This is a genomic window from Dolichospermum flos-aquae CCAP 1403/13F (genome assembly GCF_012516395.1).
GTDB classification, from domain to species: Bacteria; Cyanobacteriota; Cyanobacteriia; order Cyanobacteriales; family Nostocaceae; genus Dolichospermum; species Dolichospermum lemmermannii.
This window is the reverse complement of the sequence record NZ_CP051206.1, coordinates 5,022,470-5,039,789: the sequence shown is the minus strand read 5'-3', so window position 1 is coordinate 5,039,789 and position 17,320 is coordinate 5,022,470. Positions and strand designations below refer to the sequence as shown.

The window sequence follows — 17,320 nt, the reverse complement described above, 5'->3', positions numbered from 1 at the left end:
GAGGATTTACAGGGGTTATCTACAGAAGAACAAACGGCGCAATTTCGACAGATGGCGATCGCCACAACAATCCCCATTGGTCGGGCAATTTCTAATACACAAATCTATTTGTTAGACCAAAACTTACAACCTGTACCGATTGGTGTACCAGGAGAGTTACACGTTGGTGGAGCAGGTTTAGCACGCGGCTATCTCAACCGACCAGAGTTAACCCAAGAGAAATTTATCCCCAATCCTTTTGATCATTCAAAATTATATAAAACCGGGGACTTGGCACGCTATTTACCTGATGGCAATATCGAATACTTGGGACGCATTGATCATCAAGTTAAAATTCGTGGCTTCCGCATTGAATTAGGCGAAATTGAAGCCGTACTTAGTCAACATGAGGATGTGCAAATATCTTGCGTCATTGTCCGCGAAGATACCCCAGGTGAGACTTGTACTGAGCGTAGCCGAAGTAAGCAGTTAGTCGCCTATATTGTGCCGCAAAAAGATGTCACACTCACAACTAGCGAACTGCGTCAGTTTCTTGGCAATAAACTACCTGGATACATGATACCAAGTGCTTTTGTGATGTTGGACTCTTTACCACTTACTCCTAATGGTAAAATAGACCGCCACGCCTTGAAAGCACCTGCTCACACCAGTAACTCCGATAGATTTATCGAAGTGCGTAATCAATTGGAATTGAAACTGCTGCAAATCTGGTCGAATATTCTTAAAGTTGACAAAATTGGGGTACAGGATAACTTTTTTGATTTGGGTGGTCATTCTCTTTTAGCTCCCTACTTAATGACTCAAATTAAGCAGCAGATTGGTAAAGATATTCCTGTAAAAGACCTGTTTCAAAACCCCACAATAGAACAGTTAGCAGCAATTATCCAAAAAGAATCCGATGATTCTTCTCCATCTTGTTTAGTAGCAATTCAGCCCAATGGTTCAAACTTACCTTTCTTCTGTGTTCCCGGTGCAGGGGGTAGACCTTTTTACTTCTATCACTTAGGACGTTGTTTAGGAGATGATCAGGGCAAACGCACCTAAATTCTGTAATCCATGCCCAGCAAGGGTTTCAACCTTTAGTTACAAAAATTAACAATCGTCAAAACCTTTGTCCAGTAAGCATTCTAAAAATAAGATGCGCTTGCCCTGAGGAGATGATCAACCGTTATACAGTTTTGAAAATAATCTGTATCAGGAATTAGGTGCGATTACTCATATTGAGGATATGGCTAGTATTTACATTGAAGCCATGCAAGCTGTTCAGCCACAGGGACCATACTTTTTAGGCGGACATTCTTATGGGGGAAATGTAGCTTTTGAAATGGCTCAACAGTTGCGTAACCAGGGACAGGAAGTTGCTTTGTTGGCAATAGTTGATTCTTCAGCACCAACCTATAAAGATAAACAAATGCTGATTGATTATATTAATTGGGATCATGCGAGGTGGTTAGTTGAAGTGAGCAAAGGCATAGAAGTTTATTTAGAAAAGAATGTGGATATTTCTTATGATACTCTGCAATCTTTGACTGTGGATGAGCAACTAAAATACGTTTTACAGTATTTCAAAATGGCTAATATGCTGCCTCCAAATGCTGAAATTACCCAGTTGACAAATATCGTCCAAGCTTATAAAAATAGTTGTTTATGTCTAGTTGATTATGTACCAAAACAGCCTTATTCAGGTAAATTGACAATTCTCCGCGCTAATGAGGATCTACCAGAAGACCCTAATGGTTATTTAAATGCTGAGGTTTCACAGGATTTATCCTTGGGCTGGAGTGAGTTTTCTAGCGAGCCAGTTGATATTCATTTTGTCCTCGGAAACCATATCACAATTATGGTTGAACCCCATGTCCAGGTTTTAGCCGAAAAGTTGAAAACTTGTATTCAGCAAGCACAAGCAAACATCTAAATGATGAGTGGGGTTGATCACAATGAAAACCAATATAAACAAGTGTGAGTAAAAATGGATAAAAACGAATTTATCGGTATATTTGACAGTTTAATTTTAAATACCTCGACTAGAGATTACTATGGTGAAAAAGAGTTTTTCAATGTGGGTTATTGGCACTCAGATACTCAAAATCAGCATGAAGCCTGTTTTAATCTGATGGAAAAGCTGTTAGAATTTATTCCAAGAAAGCAGGGAAATATCCTCGATGTTGGTTGCGGTTTGGGAGCAACTACCAGTCATCTCCTTAACTATTATTCCCCTGCGGATGTTGTGGGCATTAATATTTCCAGAAAACAAATCGAAAGAAGTATAGTTAATGCGCCAGGCTGCAAATTTATTTGCATGGATGCTGTGCAGATGGAATTTGAGGATGATTTTTTTGATAACATTATCTGTGTGGAGGCTGCTTTTTACTTTAACACAAGAGAGAAGTTTCTGAAAGAGGCAATGCGAGTATTGAAGCCAGGGGGAAATCTGATCCTCGCCGATCTCATTTTCGACACTACAAAGTATTTTGGTGATTTGATTGTTCCTGAAAATATTGTCAAAGATAAAGATATTGAAGATTATAAACGTCTTTATCAACAAGCAGGATTTCAGCCAATAGAATTTGTGGAAGCGACAGAGGTATGCTGGAAAATACACTACCGAGATTTAAAATCTTCGATTATAGAGGAATTTAACACAGGAAAGATAGATGAAGAAACTTATAATTTCAATGTGGTTGCTATAGATGCTTTGCTAGATTCTTCATCTATAGATTATTTGTTGGTTTCAGTAAAGAAGCCAGTAAACTTACTGTGATATTTTGTTCTGTTTTTATTTGATGAGGTAAGACAATGTTTCAGTTGCTATCAGGCAAAAAAGTGGTGATTATTGGTATAAGCTCAGGGATTGATCTGGCGATCGCCAAAAAAATGGTAGAAATGGGGGCAAAAGTTGTACTTTCCCACTCATCTCAAGAGAAATTAAATGAGGCAATGGCGTTGGTTTCTCTGGGAATTGAGGGTAAAACTGTTGATTTGTTGAATGAGGATGCAGTCAATGGTTTTTTTGAGCAGATCGGCAACTTCGATCATTTGATTGTAACGGCGATGGGAGACAGAAATATGCCGCGCTCGCTTTTAGCAGAGATGACCACCCAAACGGCTCAAGGTGCGATGGATAAATTCTGGGGGACGTTCTTGGCTGTGCGTGGATCGTTGAAAAATATAGCGCCTGACGGCTCTATTACTCTCACATCCAGTGTCACTATCTTCAAATCTTCAAAAATGGGGGGGATTTCCGCTATCGCCGCAGCGAATGGTGCTGTTGCGGTGTTTGGGCGCTCACTGGCCTTAGAAATTGCACCGATTCGGGTCAACGTGATTGCGCCTGGACTGATAGAAGATACAAGTATCTGGAGCAGTCAAAGCGAATCTGAACGCTCAGACCTGACAAAATGGGCGATCGCCGCCTTACCTGTCGAGCATCTTGGTCAACCTGAAGAAATCGCGCAAGCAGTGTTAAGTGTAATTACTAATCCCTATCTCACAGGGGTGATTTTGCCTGTGGATGGTGGTGTAACTTTACTTTGAATTGTCAGTAACCCAGCCCTAAAGGGACTTAATAGTGTTTGTGGTCCTGCATTAAACAATGCAAAGGAGCAGCGACGACGTTTTTTAGGTTCCAGCCACGAATGTATCCAAAAAATATTTGAATATGAAACAGCTAATTTACTATTAGGTCCGTTAGAAGACGAAATCAATGGTGAACGCTATCGCCACCTAGATACTCAAGTTTATGAAGCAGGACATGCGAGTGGTTTGGGATTTAACTTCAAGTTAAAGCATAAAATTTTCCGAAACTATACCAATTCTGGTGTAGAGGAATGGCGATCTGATAGCCTAGGGTTTGAGTTTGCAGCTTGCACTTTACCTGCTCAAGAAGCTGGGAAGTTGGTAGCTGTCAATTTCTGCATTCGCTTTGGCTTAGATGCTCACCGTTTAGGAGGGATAGAAAAAGATGTGGATGTATATGCTAGCCTGATCAGCTTAGAATATCTTTTCCAAAATGATGCCATATATATCACTAAAAATAGTCAATTAGCTTTACGTAATTTGAGTTATCCAGGTTTACTCCAAGCCGTGGAACTCCATCGAGCGCAGGCATTATCTCTTACCCGAAGAGAGTTAAATCTTAAAAGTCCTACAGGTCTTTTATCTTTGTACAAAGTAGACATTCACCCATCAACTCAATCAATTTTTCAGGGGCTAATTATGGAACCCTGTCAAAGAATTTGGGAACAGTTGCAATAATAATTTTTCTGTCTTTTTGCCCGGATTTCTCATAAAGAAAAGAAAAAAAGGGGTCAAAAACTGCGAAAATGTATCCCACATTCCGCACCCCCCAGGCCGAATTTACTTTGTGCTTCTTCCGTTGATAAACCAATAGCTGCAAACACCTTTAATGCGGGTGATAAGTTGAACTTTAACTGGACATTTGACACATCAGATCAGGATCAGGCTTTTGTGTCCATTAATAATGAGATCGCCGTCTTGTCTGGTAGTAGTCCTTATAGCTATACCTTTCCAACCTCTGGCAATTATCAAGTTGCAATGGGCGTTTTGGATGTTACAGATTCAATGGGGGTATCAACTCTCGCACTAAGTAACGTTCAAGTTCAGGCTGTTCCTTGGGAAACTGATACCTTGCCAGTATTAGGTAGTACAATTCTTTTTGGTATTGGTGTTTGGACAAAACGTAAATTCAATAGACATCTCCAATAATTTTTGAACCACCCAGTCGGTTTTAACCGACTTTAGAGCTATCGTTAGTTTTTGATGCCTTTCTTCCCAATTCAAACTCTACAAACAATCCAGCATTTTATTACCCGCAACTTGGGTTATTAGAGGGTGTTTGAAAAGTTATCGTTGATGTATCAAATATTTTTTACCCCACCCTAACCCTCCCCTTGTAAAGGGGAGGGAACTGGATTTTTATTGTTTCCCCCCTTTACAAGGGGAAAGGGGGGTAGCAATGTGATGAAAATTACGGAATACCACTTTTCAAACATCCTCTTAGGTGAAATCAGCGAACTAGATCAATTAATTGTGGACATCAGTAAAAACCTTTAATTAATAACTTAGGAAAACGATTCAGTAATCTGCACCAATGGGTTAATCTTCAGAACAGGGAAGAGCGAACTAACTTGGCAAAAGAATAAGTCTCAACCCTTGATATACTGTTAGTTAATTTGCACAAACATTTCTGGTTGAGGGTTAATATAATGGTACTCGAAGCCCCGTCTATCAAAGCTAAAACAACCATCACCTGGGAACCTCTACCAGCTAATTTTATATTACCAGATGATCCTGTGGAAAATATTCAACAACCCGCCCTCGCAGCGGCTTTAACCGATGCTTTGGGAGGTTCAGGATATATCCAGCCAGAAATGTTGATTGGCTCGAATTTGGGGCTGGTAGCAACAGTTAATAAAAAAATTGTCGTCAAAGCTCCAGACTGGTTTTATGTTCCTCAAGTACATTCTGTACCAGAGGGGGTAATTCGTCGTAGTTATACCCCTAATACAGATGGTGCAGCAGTGACAATTGTGATGGAATTTCTCTCAGAAGCAGAGGGAGGAGAACTATCCATTAGATCAACACCTCCCTATGGTAAACTGCATTTTTACGAGCAGATTCTCCAAATACCCACTTATGTGACTTATGATCCCTATGATAGTAGTCTAGAAGTCCGTTATTTGCAAGATGGTAGATATATTTTACATCCAGTAGATACCCAGGGACAGGTGTGGATTCCACAATTGGAATTATATCTGGGAATTTGGTCTGGGGAAAGGTTGGGACAAACCATGAACTGGCTGCGTTGGTGGGATAAATCAGGTAATTTACTACTGTGGAGTTCAGAACAAGCAGCACAAGAACGCCAAATAGCAGAACAAGAACGCCAAATAGCAAAGGAGGAAAGACAAAGAGCAGATAGAGAATATCAAAGAGCAGAAAAATTAGCTGCTAAATTGAGGGAATTGGGAATTGAGCCAGAACCGTAAAACTGTAGCACCGTAGGTTGGGTTAAGCAACAGCGCAACCCAACAGAATCCTTTGACACTCCCCGGTCTAAAGACATGGGGATTCTTAAGATTTTGCAATCCTAATATCCTGTTTGCACAGGTTCCCAAACTCAGTACGTTTACACAAAGGTACGTGCTTATACCGCCAGTTGCTCTACTTGGGGAGACCCAAAGACCGCACTGGCTTTTAGTAGGAACTCTTACCGAAAATTAATAAATGTAACTTTCTAACTTCTTCCTTTGCGTCTTTGCGTGAGAATTTAATCAAAATTAAACCCCCCACAAAAAGCAGAGGGCATAATCAAACCTTACACCTTAGGTTTAAAAGTCGAAGCAACGTGCAACTCTTTCAATTGTTTTGCGTCTACACTTGCAGGAGCATCTGTTAACAAACAACGAGCTTGTTGAGTCTTGGGAAAAGCAATCACATCACGAATTGATTCTTCTCCAGATAACAACATTACCAAACGATCTACACCGTAAGCAATACCACCATGAGGAGGAGTACCATATTCAAAAGCTTCTAACAAAAAGCCGAATTTACTTTGTGCTTCTTCCGTTGATAAACCAATAGCTGAAAACACCTGTTCTTGAACTTCTCGCTGATAAATTCGCAAACTTCCCCCACCAACTTCAAACCCATTTAAAACCAAATCATAAGCTTGAGCGCGGGCGGTTTTTAAATCATTGATATCATCAGGATGAGGCGCTGTAAATGGGTGATGTAATGCTTCTAAACGTTTTTCATCAGCATTCCATTCAAACATGGGGAATTCTGTCACCCACAGGAAGTTAATTTTGTCTTTCTCAATTAACTTAAATTCCTTAGCCACAAATTGACGAATTCTGTCTAAAGTTTTATTAACGGTGTTTGTATCAGCAGCCGCAAATAATAACAAATGTCCAGCTTTTGCACCTGTTCTTGTTAAAATTTCCTGCTTTTGTTCCGGTGTCAAATTATCTTTAATTGCGCCAATGGTGTCAATTTCGCCATTTTCCCGCACGCGGATATATGCTAAACCTTTCGCACCTGCTTCTGCGGCTTCTCGGAAAATATCTCCACCTGGTTTAATGCGAACATTAGAAATTGCATCGTTACCGTTAGGAATGGGGAGAATTTTAATGATACCACCATTAGCAACAGCTTCTCGAAAAACTTTAAAACCGGAATCTTTTAAAATGTCGGAAACATCAATTAATTCTAAACCGTAGCGGGTATCTGGTTTATCGCTTCCGTAACGGTTCATCGCTTCCGCGTAGGGAAGACGAGGAAAAGGACGAGGTAAATCAATTCCTTTCACGGTTTTGAAAATATGACAAACTAACTTTTCGTTAAGTTCAATAATTTCATCTTCAGACATGAAACTCATTTCCATGTCTAATTGGGTAAATTCTGGTTGTCTGTCGGCACGTAAATCTTCATCCCGGAAACATCGCGCCACTTGATAGTATCTATCCATTCCCGATACCATCAATAATTGTTTGAAAAGTTGGGGAGATTGCGGTAAAGCAAACCATTCACCCTCATTCACGCGACTGGGAAGAATATAATCTCGCGCCCCTTCGGGGGTAGAACGGGTGAGAATAGGGGTTTCCACCTCGATAAAACCTTCTAAGTCTTCCAGGTAGCGCCGCATGGCTTTGATGACCTGATGACGCAATTGCATATTTTGCGCCATGCGTTCCCGTCGTAAGTCCAAATAACGATATTTTAACCGCAAGTCTTCCCTGACTGTTTCCGTGTCTGCGGTGGAAACTTGGAAAGGTAATTGTTTACGGACGGCGTTGAGTAGTTCTATTTTATCCGCATAGATTTCCACTTCGCCAGTAGGAAGTCGGGGATTTAGGGATTCTGGAGGACGTTGGGTAACTCTACCGGTGATAGCCACAACATATTCATTTCTGAGTGCGTTAGCTTGTTCATAGGAGTCTGGGGTGCGCTGGGGGTCGCTGACGATTTGGACAATACCAGAGCGATCGCGCAAGTCTAAGAATATCACACCACCGTGATCGCGGCGACGGTCTACCCATCCGTAAAAGGTAACAGTTTCACCAATATGTTCTTTTCGGAGTTCGCCGCAATAGTGAGTTCGCATAGTTGTTAGTTTTTTGGTTCCGGGCTAGGTTGGGTAAATGTCAAGGCTTTCCCATTATCTAGCATCAATAGTCATTGTAGTAGTTTTAGTTGAAGAAAAATCAGTTATTTTCGCCTTGGCGGTTAGAAACCGCAGCTACACAAGCAAAACCCATCTTCATGGGTTTCAAATCCTGAATTTTTTGTTAGTCCACGCAGGTGGTCACTGAACCATCTTCTGAAGTTATAGCTGGATAGACCATTGGTGAATTATTAAGTTTACCATTTGCGATCGCTCTTTGTTCTTTTATGACTTTACCAGCACAGTATTTTTGATAATTAACTTCACCTGGTTTGAGAGTTCCATACACGAAAACATTAATCACTGTGATTTTCCAGTTACAGTAACTTTTATAATTATCCCGTAGAAAGATCGTAAAAATTATGTATAATAGTTTTCCTACTTTGAAAGTATCAGGATTGAATTTATGCCAAGTGTTTTCCTTGAACTTGCAAAAAAGGTAATCGAAGAAGAAAAGCGCCCACTGACCCCTACGGAAATATGGGAAATCGCGCAGTTAAGAGATTACGACAAAGAGCTACTGACCAAAGGCAAAACGCCTGCTGCTACACTCGGTGCTAGATTGTATGTTGAAGTCCGCGACAATCTTACATCAGAGTTTATTACCACAGGTACAAGACCAAAAAAATTCATCTTACGCTCACTCAAGGACAGTCCAGACATCAATATTCTGGATGTTCCCACACCCCCTACACATAAGAAGGCTGACTATCTTGAAAAAGACCTTCACCCATTCCTTGTTTATTATGGTTTCTATTATCTCAAGGTATACCTAAAAACTATTCAGCATCAGAAGTCGAACAAGAAGGTTTTTAGTAAGTGGCTACATCCTGATATTGTGGGTTGCTACTTTCCTTTTGGTGATTGGGAGGATGAAGTTTTTGAAGTGAGTTCGCTGATGGGTAGCAGTGCTATTAAGTTATATTCGTTTGAACTAAAAAGGGAACTATCATTTGCAAATTTGCGAGAAGCATTTTTCCAGGCTGTATCTAATTCATCTTGGGCAAATGAGGGTTATCTAGTAGCAGCCAAAGTGGATAGTGATAACGACTTTCTATTAGAACTTGACAGACTTTCAGCCTCATTTGGAATTGGAGTTATTCGTCTTGATATTGAAGATCCCGACTCGTCTGAAGTAATCTTACCAGCAAAATCTAGGGATCTTCTAGACTGGGAAACAGTCAACAAATTGGCGAGTACCAGTCCAGACTTTAGTGAATTTCTCAAGCGAGTCAAGAAAGACATTGACTGCCGAGAAATCAGGCGAGAGATGTATGATCCTGTTTTGGAGAAGGAAGAGTTAATCAAAATACCAAGGCAATTGTAACCGCCGTTCCTGTTGGTTGCGTGAATGAAATGTAACGCACGATATTTTGCAATCTCATGTTGTTGCAGAAATATCAATTAACCAGCGAACTGTTTGCGGGAAAGCAATGACAATTAACAAGACAATAAACTGTAAAACGATAAAAGGAATCGCACTTTTATGAATATCTAATGTACTCACTTCTTTAGGGGCAACACTTTGTAAATAAAACAAAGAAAAGCCCACAGGTGGAGAAATAAATGCGGTTTGTAAATTCACTGCCATTACCACACCAAACCACACCATATCAATATTTAAAGCCTGTGCCGCTGGTACTAATAAAGGCATAGCAATAAAGCAAATTTCAATAAATTCTAAAAAAGCTCCTAAAATAAAAATCACGATATTACTAACAATTAAAAACCCCCAATATCCTCCGGGTAAACCTATTAATAAATTAGTAATCAGAGTTTTTCCACCTAAAGCATCAAACACCAAACTAAACATAGAAGAACAGAATAAAATCATCACCACCAAAGCCGTAATCACTGCGGTAGAATGGGCAGCATCACGAATTAATTGTGGTGTAAGACGTTTATTAAAAGCTGCGAGAATAGAAGCCCCAACAGCACCTACAGCCCCGGCTTCTGTGGGAGTTGCCACACCAAAGAATATACTTCCCAACACCGCAAAAATTAAAATAATTGGGGGAACAACAGCTTTAAAAACTTGTTTAATTAATTGAGTACCTTGAGGAATTACCACATCATCAGGGATAAGTGGCACTTTTTCCGGTTGAAAAAAAGCTAGTCCTAAAATATAGAGAATATAGGAAGTAGATAACATTAATCCGGGAATTAATGCCCCTAAAAATAAATCTCCCACAGAAACACCAATTTGATCACTGAGAATCACTAAAACTAAACTGGGAGGAATTAACTGGGCTAAAGTACCAGAGGCAATAATTACTCCTGAAGCTAATTTTTTATCATAGCCATAGCGTAACATGAGCGGTAATGATAACATTCCCATCACAATTACTGTGGCGGCTACAACTCCAGTTGTGGCTGCTAAAACAGTTCCTACTAAGACAACTGCTAAAGCTAATCCTCCTCTGACACGACTTAATACAATGCCAATAGTTTCTAATAATTCTTCAGCTAATCCTGACTTTTCTAGAACTGCGCCCAAAAACACAAAGAAGGGAATAGCAAGTAAGGTAAAATTCGACATTGTGCCAAACCAACTATTAGGTAATAGGAGGAGACGCGCCGGATTAAAAGCCCCAACTACTGTACCAATAAGTCCAAAAACAATGGCTGTGCCGGCAAAAGAAAAAGCGACAGGAAAGCCACTCATGAGAATAAAGAAAAAGCCGACAAACATTAAAATTGCTAACCATTCAAAACCCATATTTTCTCCTATTCAATATTGATATTTTCTGAAGTCTCTAACCTTAGTTGATCTTCTACTTGTTGATAGCCTAATAATACTGCTAAATACTTAATTGCTTGAGAAATACTTTGCAAAAGCAGCAATAATAAGGCTATAGGAACCATAGTTTTGATTGGGGCGCGGGGTAAACCATTAGCGTCAGAAGATATTTCCCAAGTTCCCCAACTACCGTCACTTAATCTGCCCCAAGATTGTAAAACCGGATTGATTGTTACCCAAATACCAAGTAGACAAAAGGGAATTAAAAATAAAACTGTTCCCACAAAATCAACTAAGGCGCGTTTTTTTTCACTCATATTAGTATAGAGAAAATCAACGCGGACATTTTCCCCATGACGTAAAATATAAACAAAGCCGAATAAGAAAGTTAGAGAAAATAAATACCATTGCAGTTCTAATAAGGCATTAGAAGACAATTGTACGCCAATGAAGCGACCCATATAACGGGCGACAACATTAAAAAAACCAACTCCAATTGTTAGTAAAACTAGCCAATTCGATAACCATCCCAATTTATCAGCACCATTGTCAATAAACTGCGAAAATTTTAAGAGTTTACGAATTAAAGAAAATCTGCTTGAGTCACGCATAGAACATAATAAATTAAAGGTAAGACTTGAGAATACAGTCAGCCAGTCACCAGTCAGCCAGGGAATAAATTATCTCGTTCCCAGTCTCTGACTGGGAATGACTTAACGGAGGCTCTGCCTCTGCTGTTATTGAAGGCAGAGCCTTCTGGAATTCATTCCCATACAGAGTATGGGAACGAGAAAAACTTTAGTGAATTTTTACTATTAATTCATCAATTGTTCCACCTCCAAAATATCTAAATTTGTTAACTGTGCCACTTGTTCTATAGACATTCCATTCTGTAACAAATTAATGGCAACTGCCCTTAATTGCAATTCAGCTTGTTCTGCCCTTTGTTGTGCAATTCCTACCATTTCTTGAGAAGTGGGAAATAAATCACCGTCCAAAGTTGCCCAGCGTAACCAAGTGGCATCAACGCCTCTATAATTACCTTCCCAACGTACCAAAGCTAAATCTAAAACTTTACTTATCAGTTGGTTTTTATCATTTAGAGCAATCTGTTGATATGCACCACTGTTAAGATCAAAACCGGCAAAATCATCTGGGTTAAAAGGGTCATACCAAAAATATTCAGAAACCCGCATTTGATTTTGATAAATCAATTTTTTCTGATTTTTATCATTGTTAGCTGTGCTTTCTGAAAGTAATTCAATTACTACATCTGGGGGTTTTCCTTCTTCCCAAACTACCCAAGACAATCGTTCTGTTTTCGGTACACCCAAAACAGCAAAGAAATCTGGACCGCGAAAATCTTGATTTTTCAATTGTGCTAAACTGTAGTAGACAAACATATTGCCACCTACGTATCCATCAGTCCTTTGCTCTAACCAAGGCTGAATGGTATCAATTAAAATATCCATTTGGAATTTATGTCTTTGCGTCTCCATGGGGATACCATCATCACAAGGAAGTTCTGCCTGGGTGGGTGGCAGTTTAATGCTAGGTTCAGCTAAAACAGTTTCTAACATAGCCGTTAAATTTAGTTAGAAATTACTTAATATTTTTATACTAATCTGAAATGATCAGCAATTGGCAAAATTATAAGAAATAATAAGTTTTCAGTGTATTAACACAATCAAATCAAACATGATATTGTAGTGAAATCCTCCAGTTAGTCAATAATAGTAACTTTTATGAAACGCCGAGCTATTGTTAACAGATTATCTCAAAGTGCGATCGCTGCCACAGGAGTAGCAATTATTGGTGGTTGTCAAAAAGCTCAAAATAAAACAGCAACCGCTCAAACCGACACCAGTAATCTACCGACAATAAAATGGCAAATGGCGACAAGTTGGCCATTGTCCTTAGAAACTATATTTGGTGGAGCGCAGGTATTAGCAGAACGTGTCAAAGTTCTCACTAACGGTAAATTTATTATCGAACCCCGTGCGGCTGGAGAAATAGCCCCCGGTTTAGAAGTTCTGAATGTGGTTTCCCAAGGTGCTGTACAAGCTGGACATACTGCCGCTTATTACTATATTGGTAAAAGTCCTGCCCTCGCTTTTGGTACATCAGTACCATTTGGACTTAATGCCCAACAACAAAACGCTTGGTTATATGAAGGCGGAGGTTTAACCAAACTGCGAGAAATCTATGCCAGTAAATTTAATGTGATTCAATTTCCTGCGGGAAATACTGGTACACAAATGGGGGGATGGTTTCGCAACGAAGTGAAAACCCTCAATGATCTCAAAGGCCTAAAAATGCGAATTCCCGGTTTAGGAGGGCAAGTTATGGCTAAATTAGGCGTAACTGTGCAGACTCTTCCAGGGGGGGAAATCTTCCAAGCGCTACAAACAGGGGCTATTGATGCGGCAGAATGGGTAGGCCCCTATGATGATGAAAAATTGGGTTTAAATAAAGTCGCTAAATTTTACTATTATCCAGGTTGGTGGGAACCAGGTCCAACTTTAGAAGTACAAGTGAATTTAGATGAATGGAAAAAGTTACCACCGCAATACCAAGCAGCATTAGAAACTGCTGCATTTCAGTCAAATACAACAATGTTAGCTCGTTATGATGTCCGCAATAATGAGTCCTTAGAGAAACTATTAAAAACGGGTACTCAATTGCGTGCTTATAGTCAGGAAATTTTGGAAGCTGGGGAAAAAGCCTCTTTTGCTTTATATGATGAGTTTGCAGCTAAAGACGCTGATTTTAAAGCCGTTTATGAACAGTGGAAACCCTTTAGAGATCGGATGTATGCGTGGAACAATCTCAATGAAGGCAGTTTTGTTCGTTATGCTTATGGAAAGATGAAAGCAGGGAATTGAGAATTTCCTAAATTATAATGTAGAGACGTTTCATGAAACGTCTCTATCGAAGTTGTGAAATACATATAAGTGACATTTTGTCAAAAAAATTAGATGCGTTTCCCCTGAAGTGATTCGTCATCATGGTTAGAGATATTCAGTTTACTGACCTAGAACAATTGCTTTTCAAGATAGGTTTTACAAAAGTACCAACAACAGGCTCTCAACAAGTCTATCAATATCTATCGTCAGGAAGTTTGGTCATTTTACCAGCTTACGAACAACAGGCATATCTTCAGCCTGTACATTTGGTAGCTGTACGTCAAATATTGGTAGAAAATGGTTTAATCAACACCAATACTTTTGACAGTTTTATGAGAAAAATTGTCAGTTAAAGTATGAAAATATAATAAACTACACCATACCATCACAATATGTTTTACAAAATCTCACTATTGCTTACACCTCAACAAGAAGAAGGATTCACTGTAACTTCTCCACTCTTACCACAATTGATCACTGAAGGGGATTCTATGGATGAAGTTTTAGCTAATGTTCAAGATGCTTTGGAAGCAGTTATAGAAATGTATGAAGATTTAGGTAAAGAACTTCCTGATAATCTACAATCTGTAGACCAAAATTCACCAGCTTTGATAGAAACAATTATATCCGTCAGATGAACTATAGAGAAGTTGTTAAAAAGAGTTATATAAAAGATTACTATCGCTATTCTGGGGTGTCAATTACCAAACCATATCATTGTTAGCCTGATTCCTACTCATTTTTATATGTCTCCATAAATTGAGCAGGATCTTTTTGTGGTGGAGTATTAGAGATTAATTTGGGTTGGAAATCAAAATATATTGCTCTTCTAGCTCGCGCTTGTTGTTTTGCCTGTTCTCTTTTTTCTTTCTGATCCTGTCTGATAAAGAGAACCCATTCTCTAGCTGTCCTAATAACATTGTCTTCTATAGACTTAATATTAATTTTATCAATGTTAAACCCAATTGCATCTAAAGCTTCAATGCCAGCGATAAAGACTTTATTACCTGTAGCATTAGGCTCTTCTTGAGATAAAATTTCTAAGATAATAGGTATAGCTTCCTTAGCAAGCTCTTGCATTCTACCTAGTGCGTAAAGTGACCATGCTCTAATATTAGGGTTAGAGTCTTTTAGCCTTTCAATTAAAGCAGGAATAGCTTCTTTAGCTGGTATTCCAATATTTGCAATTACAATAACGGCATATCCACGAACTTCAGGATCAATATCTTCTAATGCACAAATGAGTTGAGAAATTGCAACTTCAGCTTGTGTTCCAATTTCTTCAAGTGTAATTGCTGCTCTTCGTCTTACTTCCAGCTTTTCGTGTTGAAGTAGTTCGGCAAGAAAGGGAACAGATTCTTTACCAATTTTTGCTAAAGTAATTGATGCTGAACCACGAAGTTCAGAGTTATCTTCCTGAAAAACTTTAATAAGTTGAGGAATAGCTTCACTAGCTTCAGCACCAAACTCAGCCAGATCATCAATTGCTTGACTTTTATATCTTTCATCTGTGCTACTTAACAAAGACAGAAGAAAATTTATTTTTTCACTACGTTTTATGTCATCTATAGCTCTAATATCTTCTAAAACTTCTTCCGCATTTGAATAACGACTAGATATATTTGTATTGAGAAGCCTTTCTAAAATAGAGACTGTCTGTTCTGTGATAGTCATATCCAGAAGATTCCAACTTCTTTTAATCCAATTATCTCCAAGATTACATTCTAAGTCTAACGGTGAATATCCGCTTAAAAGATGAAAACAAGTTGCACCTAGAGAGTACAAATCACTCGCAGCAGAAGAAAAACTATCGGGTGATTGATAGCCAGATGTACCAAAATTTGTACTTTTGAGGGTTTTGATAGTTACATTTCCTTGTAATGAAGTATCGAGATCGGAAACTTGCTTTGAAATTCCAAAATCAATTAGTACAAATTTTCCATTTTTACTATTTCTTATTATATTATCGGGTTTAATGTCACGATGAAAAATACCTCTATTATGAATCTCTTGTAATACAGGTAATATTTCTAGCAAAAGTTCCAAAATCTGCTTTTCATTAAAAATTTTAAAATTATTTTGTTCTAATTCTTGTCTCAAATTTTTTCCTTCAATAAATTCTTGTACGATGCAATTTTCACTTTCCAGATATGCGAGTAAGCTAGGAGTTTGTGAATAAGCTTCTAATTCATAGAGAATTTTTGCTTCTGTTTTAAATAATTCTCTTGCTTTTTGTCCATTGGTTGATTCTTCATTATAGGGCTGTATGAATTGCTTTACAACACATCTGGAATCAAATTTTAACCTATCTTTTGCAAGAAAAACTTTACCAAAGCCTCCTTGTTCCAATTCCTCAACGATTTGATAACGTTGATCGATTATGTCTCTAACTTTGATGTCCATATAAATTTTATGTAAGGTAATTCAAGATTAATAGAAATTTGATCATTAATTTAATTATAAGCGATTTACTGCAATTATTGAGCGTGAAGGTGATATTTGTATATTACAAACCTCTTTGTACAATTTCTCGAATTTCTCTAATAAACTCAGCAGGAGTTTGAATAATTAATCCACTCTCAATACCAACTTCCGCAGTAAAATCCTTGGTATTTAAACTTAATAAACGATCAACTTTTGTCAACACAGCAGCAGCTAAAATAGGCGCGTCTTTAGCTTCAATAATCCTAACCCAATGATTACTTTCTTCTAGAGTTGGATCAGGTTCAATTTCTGGATTAATAGCTGCTATTAACTGCGAGAAAATTGGTAAAGCATCAGGTAATTTTTTCTTGATATTTCGTTCACACTCTAATAAAACTTGCTCTGATATCACTAACTGAAACAAACCAATTTCCGCCATTGTTAACACAGCGCGACTAGCTCCTGTACGAGAAGCAGCACCAGCAATGAGAATGCTAGAATCAGCAAAGATTTTACGCATTGTGATCTTTCTCTTGCCAAATTGCTGCTCTTTCTGCTACCAAACCCTGGAGTAAATCATTTAGTTCTAAACCTGCATCTTCCATCATTGCTGTAATTTTGTCGGCAATTTGTGGAACTTGCGGTTGTTTGGGAGTAAGTAAAACAACTTCACCAATTTGCAATAATGTCAACGTATCACCTGTACCTAAGCTAAGATGCACCTTTAAATCTTCTGGAATAGTAATTTTTCCCTCATTTTCTATGCGAATAGGGAAAGCCTTAATTTCCATATTTTCTGATATATAAGTCATAATTAGTCGTTTGTATGGGTTTTTGTAGGGACATTTTCACCAAACATCCCTAAATCTATTGTAAATGTTGCTGTACTGGAACGCCTTGCGATCGCTAAAAATTCGATATCATTAAAACCGAAAATAAAACCAAAGTTTCGTAACTTAGAAGATATTGACTAAAACCTTCTTTTCTTCTTTTCTTCTTTGCGTCTTTGCTCCTTTGCGACTTTGCGCGAAACAATATTTAGTATTTTAGATAAATATGAATAAT

18 protein-coding genes and 1 pseudogene are annotated in these 17,320 nt (G+C 38.5%); 11 read left to right on the top strand and 8 right to left on the bottom strand.

Annotated elements, in window-relative coordinates:
* Positions 1-69: 69 nt before the first annotated feature.
* The 7 genes and pseudogenes from HGD76_RS24070 to HGD76_RS24040 form a co-directional block, all read left to right on the top strand.
* A pseudogene (locus HGD76_RS24070) lies at positions 70-1,044 on the top strand (non-ribosomal peptide synthetase); the annotation flags it as partial.
* 184 nt (positions 1,045-1,228) lie between these two features.
* On the top strand, positions 1,229-1,915 hold the full coding sequence (locus tag HGD76_RS24065) for a thioesterase domain-containing protein (RefSeq protein ID WP_233466976.1): 687 nt from the start codon (positions 1,229-1,231) through the stop codon (positions 1,913-1,915).
* A 54-nt stretch (positions 1,916-1,969) separates the two neighbouring features.
* A complete protein-coding gene (locus HGD76_RS24060) occupies positions 1,970-2,761 on the top strand; it encodes a class I SAM-dependent methyltransferase (RefSeq protein ID WP_168697259.1) in 792 nt (263 codons plus the stop codon).
* A 35-nt stretch (positions 2,762-2,796) separates the two neighbouring features.
* Positions 2,797-3,534: an SDR family oxidoreductase gene (locus tag HGD76_RS24055; RefSeq protein ID WP_168697258.1), complete on the top strand. Its 738-nt coding sequence runs from the start codon at positions 2,797-2,799 to the stop codon at positions 3,532-3,534.
* Positions 3,535-3,762: 228 nt separating this feature from the next.
* Positions 3,763-4,254: a hypothetical protein gene (locus HGD76_RS24050; RefSeq protein ID WP_407644794.1), complete on the top strand. Its 492-nt coding sequence runs from the start codon at positions 3,763-3,765 to the stop codon at positions 4,252-4,254.
* Between the two features lie 213 nt (positions 4,255-4,467).
* Positions 4,468-4,725 (top strand): hypothetical protein, encoded by a 258-nt coding sequence (locus HGD76_RS24045; RefSeq protein ID WP_168697257.1) that lies wholly within the window; start codon positions 4,468-4,470, stop codon positions 4,723-4,725.
* Positions 4,726-5,225: 500 nt separating this feature from the next.
* Entirely contained in the window at positions 5,226-6,008 is a 783-nt protein-coding gene (locus HGD76_RS24040) for a Uma2 family endonuclease (RefSeq protein ID WP_168697256.1), read from the top strand.
* Between the two features lie 329 nt (positions 6,009-6,337).
* Here the strand turns inward: HGD76_RS24040 and aspS are convergent, their stop codons facing one another.
* The gene (gene aspS / locus HGD76_RS24035; protein WP_168697255.1) at positions 6,338-8,125 is read right to left on the bottom strand and encodes an aspartate--tRNA ligase; all 1,788 of its coding nucleotides are present in this window, start codon (positions 8,123-8,125) and stop codon (positions 6,338-6,340) included.
* A gap of 184 nt (positions 8,126-8,309) precedes the next feature.
* The gene (locus HGD76_RS24030) at positions 8,310-8,489 is read right to left on the bottom strand and encodes a gamma-glutamylcyclotransferase (protein ID WP_325064821.1); all 180 of its coding nucleotides are present in this window, start codon (positions 8,487-8,489) and stop codon (positions 8,310-8,312) included.
* Between the two features lie 102 nt (positions 8,490-8,591).
* Between HGD76_RS24030 and HGD76_RS24025 the strand changes: the two genes are divergently transcribed.
* Positions 8,592-9,512, top strand: coding sequence for an HTH domain-containing protein (locus HGD76_RS24025; protein WP_168697254.1), 921 nt, complete (start codon positions 8,592-8,594; stop codon positions 9,510-9,512).
* Between the two features lie 54 nt (positions 9,513-9,566).
* On the opposite strand, the gene HGD76_RS24020 is transcribed toward HGD76_RS24025, so the two are convergent.
* The 3 genes from HGD76_RS24020 to HGD76_RS24010 form a co-directional block, all read right to left on the bottom strand.
* Positions 9,567-10,904: a TRAP transporter large permease gene (locus tag HGD76_RS24020; RefSeq protein WP_168697253.1), complete on the bottom strand. Its 1,338-nt coding sequence runs from the start codon at positions 10,902-10,904 to the stop codon at positions 9,567-9,569.
* Positions 10,905-10,912: 8 nt separating this feature from the next.
* Entirely contained in the window at positions 10,913-11,536 is a 624-nt protein-coding gene (locus HGD76_RS24015) for a TRAP transporter small permease subunit (protein ID WP_210967682.1), read from the bottom strand.
* A gap of 204 nt (positions 11,537-11,740) precedes the next feature.
* Complete coding sequence (locus HGD76_RS24010; RefSeq protein WP_168697252.1) at positions 11,741-12,505, bottom strand: Uma2 family endonuclease; 765 nt, start codon at positions 12,503-12,505, stop codon at positions 11,741-11,743.
* A 165-nt stretch (positions 12,506-12,670) separates the two neighbouring features.
* On the opposite strand from HGD76_RS24010, the gene HGD76_RS24005 reads away from it, so the two are divergent.
* The 3 genes from HGD76_RS24005 (at position 12,671) to HGD76_RS23995 (ending at position 14,469) form a co-directional block, all read left to right on the top strand.
* Positions 12,671-13,810 (top strand): TRAP transporter substrate-binding protein, encoded by a 1,140-nt coding sequence (locus tag HGD76_RS24005; RefSeq protein ID WP_148765113.1) that lies wholly within the window; start codon positions 12,671-12,673, stop codon positions 13,808-13,810.
* A 122-nt stretch (positions 13,811-13,932) separates the two neighbouring features.
* Positions 13,933-14,184 carry a type II toxin-antitoxin system HicA family toxin gene (locus HGD76_RS24000; RefSeq protein WP_148765111.1) on the top strand — a complete coding sequence of 84 codons (252 nt, stop codon included), beginning with the start codon at positions 13,933-13,935 and terminating at the stop codon, positions 14,182-14,184.
* Between the two features lie 39 nt (positions 14,185-14,223).
* On the top strand, positions 14,224-14,469 hold the full coding sequence (locus HGD76_RS23995; protein ID WP_148765109.1) for a type II toxin-antitoxin system HicB family antitoxin: 246 nt from the start codon (positions 14,224-14,226) through the stop codon (positions 14,467-14,469).
* A gap of 94 nt (positions 14,470-14,563) precedes the next feature.
* Here the strand turns inward: HGD76_RS23995 and HGD76_RS23990 are convergent, their stop codons facing one another.
* The 3 genes from HGD76_RS23990 to HGD76_RS23980 all read right to left on the bottom strand — a co-directional run bounded on the left by HGD76_RS23990 (position 14,564) and on the right by HGD76_RS23980 (position 17,067).
* A complete protein-coding gene (locus HGD76_RS23990; protein WP_148765107.1) occupies positions 14,564-16,234 on the bottom strand; it encodes a protein kinase domain-containing protein in 1,671 nt (556 codons plus the stop codon).
* Positions 16,235-16,337: 103 nt separating this feature from the next.
* Complete coding sequence (locus HGD76_RS23985) at positions 16,338-16,775, bottom strand: PIN domain-containing protein (protein ID WP_168697251.1); 438 nt, start codon at positions 16,773-16,775, stop codon at positions 16,338-16,340.
* Positions 16,768-17,067 (bottom strand): AbrB/MazE/SpoVT family DNA-binding domain-containing protein, encoded by a 300-nt coding sequence (locus HGD76_RS23980; protein WP_168697250.1) that lies wholly within the window; start codon positions 17,065-17,067, stop codon positions 16,768-16,770. Before HGD76_RS23980 ends, HGD76_RS23985 begins: the two co-directional genes overlap by 8 nt.
* Positions 17,068-17,320 lie beyond the last annotated feature (253 nt).

Bases quoted from the DNA above. Each gene is read 5' to 3' on its own strand.
- HGD76_RS24065 (WP_233466976.1), top strand. From the start codon at position 1,229: ATGGCTAGTATTTACATTGAAGCCATGCAAGCTGTTCAGCCACAGGGA.
- HGD76_RS24005 (WP_148765113.1), top strand. From the start codon at position 12,671: ATGAAACGCCGAGCTATTGTTAACAGATTATCTCAAAGTGCGATCGCT.
- aspS (WP_168697255.1), bottom strand. From the start codon at position 8,125: ATGCGAACTCACTATTGCGGCGAACTCCGAAAAGAACATATTGGTGAA.
- HGD76_RS24000 (WP_148765111.1), top strand. From the start codon at position 13,933: ATGGTTAGAGATATTCAGTTTACTGACCTAGAACAATTGCTTTTCAAG.
- HGD76_RS24025 (WP_168697254.1), top strand. From the start codon at position 8,592: ATGCCAAGTGTTTTCCTTGAACTTGCAAAAAAGGTAATCGAAGAAGAA.
- HGD76_RS24015 (WP_210967682.1), bottom strand. From the start codon at position 11,536: ATGCGTGACTCAAGCAGATTTTCTTTAATTCGTAAACTCTTAAAATTT.
- HGD76_RS24020 (WP_168697253.1), bottom strand. From the start codon at position 10,904: ATGGGTTTTGAATGGTTAGCAATTTTAATGTTTGTCGGCTTTTTCTTT.
- HGD76_RS23980 (WP_168697250.1), bottom strand. From the start codon at position 17,067: ATGACTTATATATCAGAAAATATGGAAATTAAGGCTTTCCCTATTCGC.
- HGD76_RS23990 (WP_148765107.1), bottom strand. From the start codon at position 16,234: ATGGACATCAAAGTTAGAGACATAATCGATCAACGTTATCAAATCGTT.
- HGD76_RS24055 (WP_168697258.1), top strand. From the start codon at position 2,797: ATGTTTCAGTTGCTATCAGGCAAAAAAGTGGTGATTATTGGTATAAGC.
- HGD76_RS24040 (WP_168697256.1), top strand. From the start codon at position 5,226: ATGGTACTCGAAGCCCCGTCTATCAAAGCTAAAACAACCATCACCTGG.
- HGD76_RS23995 (WP_148765109.1), top strand. From the start codon at position 14,224: ATGTTTTACAAAATCTCACTATTGCTTACACCTCAACAAGAAGAAGGA.
- HGD76_RS24060 (WP_168697259.1), top strand. From the start codon at position 1,970: ATGGATAAAAACGAATTTATCGGTATATTTGACAGTTTAATTTTAAAT.
- HGD76_RS24010 (WP_168697252.1), bottom strand. From the start codon at position 12,505: ATGTTAGAAACTGTTTTAGCTGAACCTAGCATTAAACTGCCACCCACC.
- HGD76_RS23985 (WP_168697251.1), bottom strand. From the start codon at position 16,775: ATGCGTAAAATCTTTGCTGATTCTAGCATTCTCATTGCTGGTGCTGCT.